This window comes from Bradyrhizobium macuxiense (assembly GCF_001542415.1).
GTDB classification, from domain to species: Bacteria; Pseudomonadota; Alphaproteobacteria; order Rhizobiales; family Xanthobacteraceae; genus Bradyrhizobium; species Bradyrhizobium macuxiense.
Genome location: NZ_LNCU01000118.1, coordinates 37,319 through 51,571, shown reverse-complemented (window position 1 = coordinate 51,571; position 14,253 = coordinate 37,319). Strand labels below are relative to the sequence as shown.

General features: G+C 62.3%; 13 protein-coding genes. 3 read left to right on the top strand and 10 right to left on the bottom strand.

What is annotated here, in order from left to right:
* Positions 1-17: 17 nt before the first annotated feature.
* The 8 genes from AS156_RS36480 to AS156_RS36445 form a co-directional block, all read right to left on the bottom strand.
* On the bottom strand, positions 18-1,658 hold the full coding sequence (locus AS156_RS36480) for a choline dehydrogenase (protein WP_066514557.1): 1,641 nt from the start codon (positions 1,656-1,658) through the stop codon (positions 18-20).
* A 117-nt stretch (positions 1,659-1,775) separates the two neighbouring features.
* The gene (locus tag AS156_RS36475; protein WP_066514555.1) at positions 1,776-2,882 is read right to left on the bottom strand and encodes an ABC transporter ATP-binding protein; all 1,107 of its coding nucleotides are present in this window, start codon (positions 2,880-2,882) and stop codon (positions 1,776-1,778) included.
* A gap of 15 nt (positions 2,883-2,897) precedes the next feature.
* Entirely contained in the window at positions 2,898-3,701 is an 804-nt protein-coding gene (locus tag AS156_RS36470) for an HAD-IIB family hydrolase (RefSeq protein WP_066514552.1), read from the bottom strand.
* Entirely contained in the window at positions 3,698-5,227 is a 1,530-nt protein-coding gene (locus AS156_RS36465; protein WP_066514548.1) for a xylulokinase, read from the bottom strand. Before AS156_RS36465 ends, AS156_RS36470 begins: the two co-directional genes overlap by 4 nt.
* Positions 5,228-5,292: 65 nt before the next feature.
* On the bottom strand, positions 5,293-6,819 hold the full coding sequence (locus AS156_RS36460) for an ABC transporter substrate-binding protein (RefSeq protein WP_066514545.1): 1,527 nt from the start codon (positions 6,817-6,819) through the stop codon (positions 5,293-5,295).
* A gap of 49 nt (positions 6,820-6,868) precedes the next feature.
* Entirely contained in the window at positions 6,869-7,759 is an 891-nt protein-coding gene (locus AS156_RS36455; RefSeq protein ID WP_066514542.1) for a carbohydrate ABC transporter permease, read from the bottom strand.
* Positions 7,759-8,700 (bottom strand): carbohydrate ABC transporter permease, encoded by a 942-nt coding sequence (locus tag AS156_RS36450; protein WP_082747943.1) that lies wholly within the window; start codon positions 8,698-8,700, stop codon positions 7,759-7,761. Before AS156_RS36450 ends, AS156_RS36455 begins: the two co-directional genes overlap by 1 nt.
* Positions 8,701-8,767: 67 nt before the next feature.
* Complete coding sequence (locus tag AS156_RS36445; protein ID WP_066514539.1) at positions 8,768-9,805, bottom strand: sugar-binding transcriptional regulator; 1,038 nt, start codon at positions 9,803-9,805, stop codon at positions 8,768-8,770.
* 137 nt (positions 9,806-9,942) lie between these two features.
* Between AS156_RS36445 and AS156_RS36440 the strand changes: the two genes are divergently transcribed.
* From AS156_RS36440 to AS156_RS36430, 3 genes are read left to right on the top strand one after another with little or no spacing between them, the layout of a single operon-like run.
* Entirely contained in the window at positions 9,943-11,262 is a 1,320-nt protein-coding gene (locus tag AS156_RS36440) for a sn-glycerol-1-phosphate dehydrogenase (RefSeq protein WP_245313229.1), read from the top strand.
* Positions 11,263-11,277: 15 nt separating this feature from the next.
* On the top strand, positions 11,278-12,003 hold the full coding sequence (locus AS156_RS36435) for an SDR family oxidoreductase (protein ID WP_066514537.1): 726 nt from the start codon (positions 11,278-11,280) through the stop codon (positions 12,001-12,003).
* Between the two features lie 32 nt (positions 12,004-12,035).
* Positions 12,036-12,704: a class II aldolase/adducin family protein gene (locus AS156_RS36430; protein WP_066514647.1), complete on the top strand. Its 669-nt coding sequence runs from the start codon at positions 12,036-12,038 to the stop codon at positions 12,702-12,704.
* 127 nt (positions 12,705-12,831) lie between these two features.
* Here AS156_RS36430 and AS156_RS36425 read toward each other — a convergent pair whose 3' ends face one another.
* Together AS156_RS36425 and AS156_RS45365 are read right to left on the bottom strand one after the other, a co-directional pair.
* On the bottom strand, positions 12,832-13,746 hold the full coding sequence (locus AS156_RS36425; RefSeq protein WP_066514534.1) for an HpcH/HpaI aldolase/citrate lyase family protein: 915 nt from the start codon (positions 13,744-13,746) through the stop codon (positions 12,832-12,834).
* On the bottom strand, positions 13,743-14,253 hold a 511-nt coding region (locus AS156_RS45365; protein ID WP_245313228.1), incomplete at its 5' end, for a CoA transferase. The genes AS156_RS45365 and AS156_RS36425, both read right to left, overlap by 4 nt.

Below are 14,253 nucleotides of genomic sequence, written 5' to 3'. Positions count from 1 at the left end.
GGGCGCTTTTCCCAACGCTACAGGCTCGCCTGCCGCGCGGCTGTATCTGCCAGTCGCGTTGCTGCCGTAAGAGGCTGGCGACCGAGGATGAAGTCGGCGCCCTTCTCCGCAATCATGATCGTTGGCGCATTGGTGTTGCCCGAGACCAATCGAGGCATGATGGATGCGTCGATCACCCGCAATCCCTCGATGCCGCGGACGCGGAGATGATCATCGACGACGGCGAGCGGGTCCGATCCCATCTTGCAGGTGCCGACCGGATGATAAATGGTCTCGCAGGTTTGACGGACGTAGCTGTCGATGTCGGCGTCCGATGTGGCGCGAGAACCGGGGGCATATTCATCCCCGCGATAGGGGTCGAAGGCCTTCTGAGCGATGATCTCCCGGCCAATCCTGATGCCATCGCGCATGTTTCGCACGTCCTCCGGCGCCTCCAAATAGTTCGGCCGGATCGCGGGATGCTGCAGCGGATCGGCCGATCTGATCATGATGGTACCGCGGCTCTCGGGACGCGCGATGTTGAAATAGGCCATAAAGCCATGTTCATTGGTGATCTTGCGGCCGTGATCGCTGTACATCAAGAGAACGAAGAAGAACTGAAGATCCGGCGCCACGAGATCGGATTGCGATTTGAGAAACGCCATGGCTTCCAGGCCATGCGACGTCGCGGGGCCCGTCCTGGTCAGCACGTACTGGATGAAGGCCTTCGTCGCGCCCAACGGCTTGGTGTGCTTGAGAAACGAGATCGGCTGGGTGCAGCGCTGCTTGACGCCGCAGGCCAGATGATCCTGCAGATTCTGCCCGACGCCCTTGAGCTCGTGAACGACCTTGATGCCGAGGGAGCGCAGATGGTCTCCGTCGCCAATTCCCGACAACTGGAGCAATTGCGGCGAGTTGATCGCGCCGCCCGACAGGATCACCTCGCGTTCGGCTCTCAAGGTATGGACCTGGCCGCCCCTGATGTATTCGATGCCGACGGCCCGCCCGCCCTCGACCAGGACTCGAGAGACGAGCGCCCTGGTGATCACCTTGAGATTGGGACGGTTCATGACGGGATGCAGATAGCAACGCGCCGCGCTGGCGCGTTGATTGTCCGCGATGGTGCTGTCGACGGGGCCGAAGCCTTCGAGCTCGGCACCATTGAAATCGTCCGTCGCGCGATATCCTGCCTGCTCCCCGGCCGCAAACCAGGCCTTGGTCAGTGGATGGGTCAATTCCGGCAGCCGGCTCGTCCGCAACGGGCCATCCGCGCCGTGAAATTCGTCGGCGCCCGCCTGGCGCCCTTCCGAACGAATGAAATATGGCAGGCAATCGCCGTAGGACCAGCCGCGATTGCCGAGTTGCGCCCACAAATCATAGTCGGACGCGTGACCGCGGATATAGACCATGCCGTTGATGGAGCTTGATCCGCCGAGCACCTTGCCGCGCGGCCAAAACAACACGCGATTGTCCAGGTGCGGCTGCGGGTCCGTATGATAGTGCCAATCGACGCTTCCCGATTTCATCAGCGCGAGATATCCCGCCGGCATATGGATGAAGGGATTGGTATCCCGGCCACCGGCCTCGAGCAGGACGACGTCATTTTCCCGAACGGCTGACAGCCGATTTGCCAGCACGCAGCCGGCCGAGCCGGCGCCGACAATGACGTAGTCCACCATGCTTTCCTCCGTCTTCTTGTTCGCTGCTGATCGGCAGTTGCGGGAAGCTGGCAACTTCGGACCTGCGTACGGTTGCACCTCAATTATGCGGTGAGGTCTGACGTTCGATCACCCAAGCTAGGCCCGCATCAATGTACGCGGCCTGGTCTCATCCGAACCGATGACCTTGCCTGTCTCGGGTTCGAAAAGACGAATCCTGTCCAGGGCGGGCACCAGCCTGATCTGATCGTCCGGCGACAGCTCAAGGCGGTCTTGCGTAATGGCGCAAACTTCCTGTCCGCCAATATCGGCGTAGATGTGTATTTCAGGCCCGGTCGGCTCGACGACGGACACCTTGGCGGGAATACCCTCGGTGCCCGCGCCCGGCCGCAGATGTTCGGGCCGGATCCCGTACTTCACGGTCTGCCCCACGGTGGCCTTGACGTCGGAGGGCAACGGCAGAGCGACGCCATTGGAGTGCACGACGGGACGTCCCGCCTCGGTGGCGACCTCTCCGGAGAGGAAATTCATGGCCGGCGAGCCGATGAACTCGGCGACAAACAGGTTCGCTGGACGATCATAGATATCGAGCGGCTTACCGATCTGCTCGATCTTGCCGTCGCGCAGGACCACAATCGTATCGGCCATCGTCATGGCCTCGATCTGGTCGTGGGTGACGTAGATGGTCGTCGTCGACAGTTTGTGATGCAGCTCCTTGATCTCGGTGCGCATCTGAACACGCAACTTCGCGTCGAGGTTCGACAGCGGCTCGTCGAACAGGAACACCGACGGATCTCGCACGATGGCACGGCCCATCGCAACGCGCTGGCGCTGGCCGCCCGACAATTGCCTTGGCTGCCGGTCGAGATAGGGCGTCAGATTGAGGATCGACGCCGCCCACTCGACTTTACGCCTGATTTCATCCTTGGGACGCTTCTTGAGCTGCATTGAGAACGCCATGTTGTCGAATACGCTCAAATGCGCATAGAGCGCGTAGTTCTGGAATACCATCGCGATGTCGCGATCCTTCGGATGCAGATCGTTGACCACGACATTGCCGATGCTGATCTGGCCCGACGAGATCGGCTCGAGTCCGGCAACCATCCTCAGCAGCGTCGACTTTCCGCAACCGGAGGGTCCCAGCAGCACCACGAATTCGCCGTTGGCGATGGAGAGATCGATGCCGTGCAGCACCTCGAAGCCACCGTAGGATTTGCGCACATTGCTGATCGTGACAGACGCCATGCCTTGACCTTCCTGCTAAACGCTTGTCCTCGCCGACAATATCCGCTCGGCAATCTCGACAAAGCCCTCGCCGCCTCGCTTGCTGGCGACGAACGCCGGAGTTGCAGTCATCGAACTCTCGAAATCCCGCACGTTGGCGACGCCGCACGCATACGGGAAGAAGCCGAACATCGGCGCATCGTTCGGACTGTCGCCGCAGAACACGATGCGCTCCTTCGCCTCGTCGAGATCGAGGCCCAACCTTTCGCGCAGGAATATCCGGGTCATGGCGAGCTTGTCGTAACGGCCGAACCATCCATTGACATGAATGGAGGAAACCTTGGCGATGCCGCCTTCCCTTTCAAACAGGCAGACGATCTTGTTGACGGCGGCGCGCGGCAGCGGCGGCACGTCCTCACATACATCGATCGCAAGGTCTGCCTCGCGATAGAGCTGATCGGCCGAGATCGCGGCGCCCGGCACCTCCGACAGAATGCGCGCGCCGAGCGCCAGCAGCTTGCGGCGGTTGGCGGCGCGCTCGTCCTCGGTCGCGATGAATTTGCGGATCATCTTCTTCGCTACGGGATCGTGCCGGAAATAGAACGCGCCATTCTCGCCGATGACGCCGTCGACCGGCCAGAACCGTGCAATCATGTCGCACCAGCCAGCCGGCCGGCCGGTGACCGGAACGACCGCGAGACCGGCGCCGCGAAGCTTCTCCAGCGCGGCGTAGGAGGCCGCGGGAAGCTGGCCGTCGGTGGTCAAGGTATCGTCGATGTCGGTGAGAACGCAGACGATGCGGCGCGCCGTTTCCGCGGGAAAGCTCGCGATGGGCTTCATGACGGCGTCTCTTCCGAGAACGCGGCAAGCCGGGCGTTCCAATCCAGAAGCTTGGGCCAGAGGTCGGCATGAATGGCACGCAACTCGGCGTATCGGGCCACATTGCGGGGATCGGGCAGGAACGTCCTTGCCGGCGGCTTCGTCATGGCCGCCGTTGCTTCCGCGATCGTTCCGTACCAGCCCGCTCCCTTGGCCGCCGCGATCGCCGCGCCCAGCGACGACGCTTCCCGCGCCGTCGAGCGGGAGACAGGGCGAGCCGACGCGTCAGCCAGGATCTGCAGCCAAAGATCGCTGTCCGAACCGCCGCCGATCGCCGAGAACTGTCCGATGTCGCCTCCGGTCGCCGCTGTAATTCTCTCGATCTGGCCGGCCACCTCGAGCGCTATGCCTTCCAGAAGGGCACGATAGATCGCGCCGCGCCGGGTCGAGCCTGACAGCCCGGCGATGACGCCGCGCGCATAGGGATCCCAGTAGGGCGTCATGCAGCCGAGCCAGTACGGCAACACGACAACGCCTCCGGCCCCGATCGGACACGCCGCCGCTTCGGCTTCCAGCGCCTTGAAGATGCTGCGTTGCGCGACCGGATCCGCCCCGAACATCTCACGCGCCATCCAATCGATCAGAAACGTGCCCGTCCGGATGCACTGCTCGTAGATGTAGCCATCGTCGCACACGGCCTTCTCTGTGCGGAAGGCGCGGTCATAGGCGTAGTTGCGGCCGTAACTCCCCGAGACCACAGCGGTCCCCAGGTTGATGTAGGCGCTTCCTGGCGATGTGACGCCGGCGCCGGTGCTGGCGCATTGGCCGTCACCGCCACCGGCAATGACCGGCGTGCCGGCCGACAGACCGGTGAACGCCGCCGCCGCATGCGTGACCTCGCCCGTCCGTGCACTCGGCCGCACCAGCTCCGGCAGCTTTTCGACGGCGATGCCTGCGGCATCGAGGATGTCATCCGACCATCTGCCGCTCGCCATATCGAGCAGCCCGGTCGGATCGGCCGATGCCGTCGAGGTCCGCCATTGGCCGGTCAGGCAATGCGTCAGATAGCCGTGAACTTCGGCAAATCGCGCGGTGCGAGCAAAGATCTCCGGCTCCTGCTCCGACATCCAGATGATGCGATAGAGGCAAGGCAACACATCAAGGGGCTTGCCGGAGATCGCGTGCACGCGCTCGGCCCCGAACGATTTGCCGAAACGCGCAACCTGCGGCCGCGCCCGCTCGTCGAGCCAGGTCATGCCGGGCCTGATTGCGGCCCCCTCCTCGCTGAACGCGCTAAACGTCTCGCGCTGATTTGAAATCGCAATGGCGGCGATGCGCTGGGCATCGACCTGATCGGTGATGCTGCGCAACGCGGCCGCGGTCGAATCCCACCACTCGTCCGGGTTCTGCTCGAAATATCCCGGCTGCGGATTGGCAAGGCTGATGGCCTTGCGCCCCTCCGCGACGGCACGGCCACTACGATCCCAGGCGATCGCCTTGGTCGCCGAAGTCGAGCTGTCGATGCCAATAACCAGATCTTGGGTCATGCCGTCTCGTTCCAAAGAAGCGAAGGCGGTTAGCACCGCCTTCGCGACCTCTTGCTCAGCGGGGCCTAGAGCAGGCCGGCATCCTTCACCTTGGCGTCGATATCCTTCGCCAGGGCGTCCATGCACTTCTTCGGATCGCCGTCATAGGCCTGCCCTGTGAGCAGCTTGCCGAGCTCGGTCGGGATCTCGTTGGTCGACAGACCGGCCCACAACGCCATGTGCGGCTCCGTCGCCATCGCATTGTCGATGACCCACTTCACGGTTTCGAGGTGCCGCGTCGTGCCCGGGCCGACCTTGGCCTTGGCCTTGACGCGAGGATCGGCGAACGAGGAATTGCGCATCGGCGCAAAACCGCCAAGCAGCGTGCACCGTGTCATGATCTCCTTGCAGCAGCCCCACTGCATGAAGATCCAAGCGGCCTCCTTGTTCTTCGAGTATTTCGACAGCGAGATGCAAGAGCCGCCCTGATGACCGAGATTCGGCTGCTCGTTGAAGCCTGCGTCGGAAGGTGAACGCAGCTTCTTCGCCGTCAGCGGCTTGGCCGGCTCCCACAGCCCCTTGACCTTGGAGTCGTCTGCATCGAGACCCGGGAAGAATTCATCCCAGCTCTGCACCAGCGCCACCTGGCCCGAATGCATCATCTCGAACTGGCCGTCCCAGGTCGAAGCTGTCGAGTTCGGCGGCGAGACCTTCAACAGATCCTGGTACCATTTCAGGCCGGCAATACCCTGCTCGTCATTGCCCGAGAATTTCTTGTTCTTGTTGAAGATCGAGCCACCATGGCCCCACACCGCCTGGCTCCAATCACACTCCAGTGAATAGTGCCCGGACTTCGCCTGCAGGCCGGTGCCGAAGACGCCGTTACCCTTCTCGGCCTCGGTGATCTGCCTCGCAGCCGCGAGGAAGTCTTCGTAGGTGGTCGGAACGGCGATCTTGTGCTTTTCGAGGATGTCCTTGCGGTACATCAGCGTGAAGATCGGGATGTCGAAGGGAATGCCCATCCACTTCCCTTCGACCTGGGCAATATTCTGAACGAGCGGCTTGGAGAAATCATCCCAATCGAAATCGGGCATCGCGAGTTCGGGTTTCTCCTTGTAGTAGGCGACCGGATCGATGCAATCGGGCTGGAACATCGAGATCCAGGATTGATCGAGGTAGTAGAGGTCGTAAGAGCCGAGCTGGCCCTGCACGTCTTGCGTGGCCTTGGCGAGCACCTGCTCCAGCGGTACGATCTCGACCTCAACCTCGATTCCGGTCGGATCCGTGAATTCCTTCTTGATCTGGTTGAGCACCACCGACGGCGGCGTCGACTCGGTCGAATAGCGGATCTTGGCGCCCTTGAACTTGCTGCCGACCTCCTTCAGCCACTTCGCCTGGTTGTCCGGCAATCCGTCGGCGAACGCCTCGGTGCCGAGCATGCTGCCCCTGCGCAGGCCGCGCGGATTGCCGAGCATGCCGAGGCTGAAGGCCGAAAAGCCGACGCCCGCCAATCCCATCCTGCGCAGGAATTCGCGCTTGGAGATTTGCCGGTTCGTATAGGCATTCGCGCTGTCGACAATGAATGTCTGCTGGTCGAATTTCTTGAAACTCATTGATACTCCTCCCAACGTTTTGTTGACTTTCTGGTCTCGGTCCGCGCGCCTACTCCTTGAGAGATCCGAGGGTTAGGCCGCGGACAAGCTGCTTCTGGACGAGCAAGATGAAGATGAAGCTTGGGATCACGGCAGTGGTGCCGAGTGCTGCGATGAAGCCCCATTCCGAACCCGTCGAGGTCACGAAGGTCGTGATCTTGACGGGCAGAGTCCGGATCGAATTGGTCAGGAACAACGACAGCAGGAATTCGGTCCAGGAGAAGATGAAGCAAAGCACCGCCGTGGCCGCGACGCCGCCCTTCACCATCGGCAGGACGACGCGCCAGAAGATCTGCAACCGCGTCGCGCCATCGATCATGGCGGCCTCGTCGACGTCGACGGGAACGTCATCGTAGAAGGACTTCATCAAGAGGACGGCGATCGGCAGGTTGATCAGCGTATCGACGAGGATCAAGCCAAGCCGCGTGTCGAGCAGCGACATGTAGTGGAACATGAAGACCACCGGCACGATGATCGCGATCGGCGGCATGAAGCGTTGCGACAGGATCCAGTTCAGATAGGCCTGCCGCCAGCGGAAGCGCATCCGAGACAGCGCATACGCCGCCATCACCGCCAGCAGCACGGTCAGCGCGGTCGCACCGATCGCAACGATCAGCGAATCGATGATGGTCTGGCGGCTGTCATAGGAGCTCGCGCCGCCGACCCCGAACGTGTTGCCGGACTCGATCGCGAGCTCCGCCCGCGACTTGCCGAGCATGGTCACGGCGTAGTTCACCAGTGTCGGCTTGAAGTTGAACCAGACGATCCCGTCCTTGTCGAAGATCGCCGACGTAGGCTTGAACGATGTCAGCGCCCACCAGAACAACGGAAACATGAACACGCCGACCACGAGCACGGCGGCCACGTCACGCAATCGCCTCTGCCAGAATGTTTCCTGCATCAGAACCGCACCTTGAACAGCTTGATGAAGAGGCTCGAGGTGATGATCACCAGAAGCAGCGTGAACAGCGAGATGGTGGAAGCATAGGGAAAGTCGGCGTTCTTGAAGTAGATGGTGCCGGCATAGGACGTCAGCGTCTCGGTCGCGGTGCCCGGCCCGCTATCCGTCATCACCTTCACGTAGTCATAGATGCGGAACAGATCGACGCCGCGGATCAGGACCGCGAGCGCGATGATCCTGGAGAGCATCGGCAATGTCAGGCGGAAGAAGGCCTGAGCGGGGGTCGCCCCGTCGATCGCCGCCGCCTCGAAAGGTTCTTTCGGCAAGGCGCGGAGCCCGGCGAGCATGATCAGCACCATGAAGGGCGTCCACTGCCAGATATCGGCCAGCAGAACGCCGGCCAGCGCCGAGCCGCTGGAGGCGAGAATCGGATGCTGCGGTGGCCACAGCCCAAGCGAAACCAGGCCCGTGCTCAACACGCCGAATGAGCCGTCCAGCATTAGCAGGAACATCATGCCGGTCACTGCAGGCGGCACCACGAGGGGTAACGTCATCAGCGCGCGCAACAGCCCGTAGCCTTTGCGGTCGCTATCGAGCAGCAAGGCGATGGCGAGCCCGAGGCAAAGCTCGATCGAAAGCGCGGTGATCGTGTAAAGATACGTATGGCCGATCGCCCCCCACACCCGTTCATCGCCGATAAGTTTCCCCCAATTCCAGGTCGGGTTGAACACGTTCATGCGGGTGATCGGGTTGCGCTTGAAGAACGACAGCCATAGCGCATACAGCAGCGGGTAGACGCCGAACGCCAGGATGAGCGCGGTAATCGGAGCCAGCCAGGGGAACGGGTGTTCCGAGGTCAGAAATCGCGGCCAGACCCGACGAGGCGCCGTGCCGGACACCGGCACGTCGACAGCCAGACTTCGCGCATGGTGCGACACCATAGACGTTTCCTCGCGCATAGCTTCTTCTCAGCGCCGGGCTCTTTCGGCCCGGTTTCGCATACTTGTTTCAGGGCCGGCTTGATACTCCGGTTCGGTGAGATCGGGTCGCACGCGGCACGAGCGCTCTCGCCGTTGCCAGGTCCGTGACCAGAATCGTCGCGTAGTTGTTGTTGAGTGCGGCGTAGACCGCATCGATCTTGTCGCTCCCACCTGCGATGCAGATACGCTCCGGGACCTTGGCGATCTCGTCGAGCGTGAGGCCTATCATCTGGTTGTCGAGCGCACCCAGGATCGGCTTGCCTTCGCGGTCAATGAAACGGCCGCTCACCACACCGACGGCGCCGCGCGCAAGATACGGGGCGATCTTCTCCGGCGTCATGTAGCCGCTGCGCATCGCGGTGCCCGCGTCGTCCACGCTGCCGACGCCGAACAGCACCTTGTTGCTCGACTGGATGATCTTGAAGGTTTCGACCAGCGCAGGCTCTTGCATGAACAGGCGCTTGATCTGGGCGGTTGAGACGATGCCCGGTGCGTGCAGGTTGACGCAGCGCGCGCCAAGCCTGTTCGCGATATTGGAGGTGCACAGTTCCGGCGAAAACTCCGTCGTTCCGATCGAACAGCCGGTGATCTGGGCAACGGTCACGCCTGGGAGCTTCATCTCCGGCAGCGCCGCCGACAATGCTTGCACGGTACGGCCCCAGGAAACGCCGAGCACGTCGTCGGGCTTGAGCCGCTCGATCAAGAGCCGAGCGCCAGCCGTGCCGATCCGCTCGTGCACCAGCAGCCGCCCTCCGTCGTCGGGTACAACAAGGCAGCTGGTGAGGCCGTAGGCATCAGCCAGCTCGCGCGCCAAGCCGATGGTCTGCAGATGCCGCGAAGAGACCGCTATGGTGACGATGTTGCGGTCGCGGGCCTCCTGCAGAAAGTTCACCACCGAAGCGCGCGAGACGCCGAGCTGATCGGCGACCTCCTCCTGCGTCATGCCCTCCTCGTAGTACAGCCACGCCGCCCACACGACAGGATCGCTGTCGAACTCCGCCGGAATCGACAGCGCCCTGCGCTTGATCCGCGGCGGCGTCACCTGGCGTTGCAGCGTCTTGATCATCAGCGATCCAATTTGTGTTCTTCACAAAATGCACACCTAGTTGACAATTGTCAATTAGCTCGATTAATTGCCAATACGTTTTGTCAAATGTCACGATCAGGGCCGCGGCGCCGATGGTGCGGCGCGGGATTTTGCCGATGCCAAAGCACAATTGGACCGCGCTGATCGACGATCTCGTGGCAGGCCGCTGGATCAATCCGCTGACGGGCGCGCCAGTAAAGGTGCCCTACGATTCCATCGTGATCGAAGACAGCCTCGAGGGTCACGAGGCCGAACTCGTTGCGTCGCTGAAACTTGGGCGTCGCCTTGCCCTGGTTGCCGATCAGGCGACCTATGAGGCGATGGGCGCGCGCGTCGCCAGAGCGCTGCGCGAGCTTGGTCCGATCGAGGCCATCGTTCTCGATCGGCCGCACGCTGATATGGCCGAGGTCCGTAGCCTGACCGAGAAGCTGCGGGGATTCGATTCCGTCGTCGCCGTCGGCTCCGGGACCGTCAACGACCTCTGCAAATACGTCACGGGCCTGGACGGCCGGCGCTATTGCGTCTTCGCCACCGCCGCGTCGATGAACGGCTACACCTCCTCCACCGCTTCGCTCACGCTCGATAGCGGCCTCAAGGTGTCGCTCCCCTCGCACACGCCTTCCGGCTTTTTTGTCGATCTCGCAGTCTCCGCCGCGGCGCCGCCCCATCTCGCGGCTTCCGGATTTGCCGACTGCCTCGCCCGCTCGGTCGCACAGACCGACTGGTGGATGTCGCATCGCCTTTTGGGGACGGCGTATTTTCAGGAGCCCTACACGATCCAGGCCGCCGACGAAGTCGAGCTCAACAAGCGCGCCGGCAAATTGCCCACCGGTGACGTCGAGGCGATGGGATATCTCTATCGCGTGCTGACATTGTGCGGTCTCGGCATTTCCTTCACCGGCATCTCGCACCACGGCTCAATGGGAGAGCACCAGATCTCGCACTACATCGATTGCTTTGCGGGCGCACGGCATCCGGGCAGCCTGCACGGCCAGCAGGTTGGTATCGCGTCGCTGAGCATGGCGCGGCTGCAGCAACACATGCTCGCCAGCGATCGGCCCGTCTCCGTTCACGCCACCGAGATCGATTTGGCCGGCATGAATCGACGCTTCGGGGAAGAAGTCGCATCGCAATGCCTTGCCGATCTGAAGCAGAAGGCTTTCGACCGCGACAGCGCCGTGGCGTTCAACCGCAAGCTCGAGGACACTTGGCCGGTGCTTCGTCGCGAGCTCGCTGCCTTCACCATCCCGGTCGATGAGATGGAGCGTCTGCTGTCAGCCGCGGGCGGCGCGACGACGGCCACCGAACTCGGCGTGCCCGTCGATCTCTATCGCGAAGCCATCATTCACTGTCGCGAGATGCGCAACCGCTTTTCATTCCTCGACATTGCCGCGGATGCCGGAACGCTGGAGGCATTCGCACAGGGCGAACATTGATCGGAGGGCTTTGACATGACCGCAAAACCGCTTGTCGCCGTGACGGGTGCCAGTTCCGGCATTGGAGAGGCGACCGCGCGCTCCTTTTCAGCGGCCGGTCATCCCGTGCTGCTGATGGCCCGCCGCATCGAGCGGCTGGAGGCCATGCGGCTGCCTAACTCGGTCTGCCGCCAGGTCGACGTGCGCGATCGCGCCGTGCTGGCCGCCGCCGTGCGGGATGCCGAAGCAAAGTTCGGCCCGGTCGACATGATGTTCGCCAATGCCGGCGTCGCCAGACTTGGGGATATCGGCAAGCAAGATCCTGCCGACTGGGATGAAATGATCGCCATCAACATCAATGGCGTCATGAACAGCGTCCACGCCGTGATGTCCGGTATGATGGAGCGCCGCCACGGCACGCTCGTGATGATGAGCTCGATCGCGGGACGGAAGGTCTATCCCGATCATACTGTCTACTGCGGCACCAAATATTTCGTCCACGGTGTCGCCGAGAGCCTCCGCGAATACCTGTCCGGTTATGACGTCCGCGTCATCGTCATTTCACCCGGCATCATCGAGACCGAGGTGCTGGACGGTGTGAGAGACCCCGTGACGCTCGCCAACTACAAGGCAAACAAGGCGGCCATCGGCGGCGGCATCGGGGCCGAGCACGTCGCCAACCTGATTCTCGATGCCTACAACCTGCCGCAAAATGCGCTGGTGCAGGAGATCTGCATCACCCCGACCCGACAGAAATATTGAGCGCCGTCCGCGCTGACCTCGAGGAGCCGATCATGACTGACACCGAACTTCAGCTGCGCGAAGCAATCATTGCGAAATGCCGCTGGATGAACGCCACCGGGCTGAATCAGGGAACATCCGGGAACATTTCGGCGCGCCATGGCAGCACCATGCTGATTTCGCCGTCAGCAACGCCTTACGATTCGCTCACCCCCGACATGATTGCGGCGATGCCGATCGACGGCGAATACGGATCATGGAAGGGCCCGCTCAAGCCGTCCACCGAGTGGCGCTTCCATCTCGACATCATGAAGGCGCGCCCCGATGTTGGAGGCATCGTACACACGCATTCAACCTATGCGACCGTGCTGGCAATCGCACGCAAGGAAATTCCGGCGTGCCATTACATGATGGCGGCTTTCGGCGGCATGAACGTCCGCGTTGCCGGCTATGCGAGGTTCGGCACCAAGGAACTGTCCGAGCATGCGCTCAAGGCGCTCGAAGGCCGCACCGCCTGCCTGCTTGCCAATCACGGAATGATCGCCACCGGGCCATCGCTGGACAAGGCGATGTGGCTGGCAGTCGAGCTCGAGACGATCGCCCGGCAATACTATCTCGCGCTGGCGATCGGCGGACCGACCCTGCTGAACGAAGCCGAAATTCACGAGACCGCCGCCGCATTCGGCAGCTACGGCGTGCAGGATCCGCCGGCCAAAAATTGACGCGCCTAGCACCATGATGACGTGGCATGATTAGCTTCGCTCTGGGGCGGCCGCCTATCAGGGAGAGGCAACAGCGACAGCGCCGTCGAGGCTCGCAAGTATGTGAGGTTTATGAGACCTGGAAGCTTCAGGCAGAACCGGGCGCCCTACGGCTTCGAGCTGCAATCGCATTCGCTCGTTCGAGCAAGGCTTCAGCGCGCTGAACAATCGGAATATCGATCATCTTGCCATCAAGCGCAAACGAGGCGCGGCCCTCAGCAGCAGCCTGCCGATCGAGCGCCACGATGCGCTCGGCGTACGCAACCTCCTGAACCGATGGGCTGAAGCCCGCGTTGAGGATGGGCACCAGAGACGGATGGATGCAGGCAGAGCCCACGAAGCCAAAATCCGCCGATCGCCTCACGATGCGGGTATATCCATCGACGTCGGCGAAGTCGGCCACGGAACCGATGGTGCCAAGCGGCATGATGCCTGCGGCGCGAGCCGCCTGCACGATCTGCTGTTTTGGCATCAGCAGCGTCTCCTCGGTCGGCTTGGCGCCAATCGCGGTGGCATAGTCTTCCGCCCCCAGCGATATGCCGGCCAGCCGCGGTGTCGATCGCGCGATGTCATGCGCCTTGGCCAGAGGGCCCGGTGCTTCGATCAGTCCGACGAACCAGATCTTGCCGACCGGCAATCCACGGCTCTGTTCCAGTCGCGTCACCATCTCGTCCAAGAGGCGAAGGTGTTCGGGACCTTCCACCTTGGTGATCTTGATGGCGTCGACGCCCGGGATGACCGCGGATTCGATATCCCGCACCGCCAGTTCGAGCGGTTGATTGATCCGCACCATCACGTCTGAGTTGCCGGTATCGCGAAAACGTTTGACGATTTCAGGAACAAGCGCGCGAGCGGCGTCTTTCTGGGCCAACGGCACGCTGTCCTCGAGATCGATGATCAAGGCATCGGCGCCCCGATCGACAGCTTTGGCGACAAAGCGCTCCACATTTGCGGGCACGAATAGCGCGGAGCGCCAAACCGGGAATTTTCGCATCATCGTCATGTCGTGATTTCCTTCGCGAGGCCTGAAGCCAGGGCTTCCTTGATCTCGTCTTCCGTCAGGCCGGCTTCGCCCAACACTGCGCGGGTGTGCTGCCCAAGGCGGGGCGCCGGCGTTCGAATGCTACCGGGTGTTTCAGAGAGGCGCACGGGCACCGCATGCATCGGAAACGATTCCATATCTTCGTCGGGATAATCGGCGAGCAGCCCCCTCGCCCGCACGTGACGATCGTTCATAAGCCGCACGGTGTCGTTGACCGGACCAATGGTCACTTCGGCCGCTTCGAAGAACGCCACGTTATCCTCGACCGTCCGCGTGGCGATGAAATCACCGATGATCTTGTCAAGTTCGGCGACGTGGATCAGTCGCTGTTCGTTGGTCTTAAAGCGCGGATCATCGCACAGCTCGGGCCGTCCGATCGAGCGCAGCACGCGCATCGCCATGCCCTGGGTTGAAGCGGACAGACACACCCAGCCATCGTCGAGCGTCCGATAGACGTTGCGCGGGACC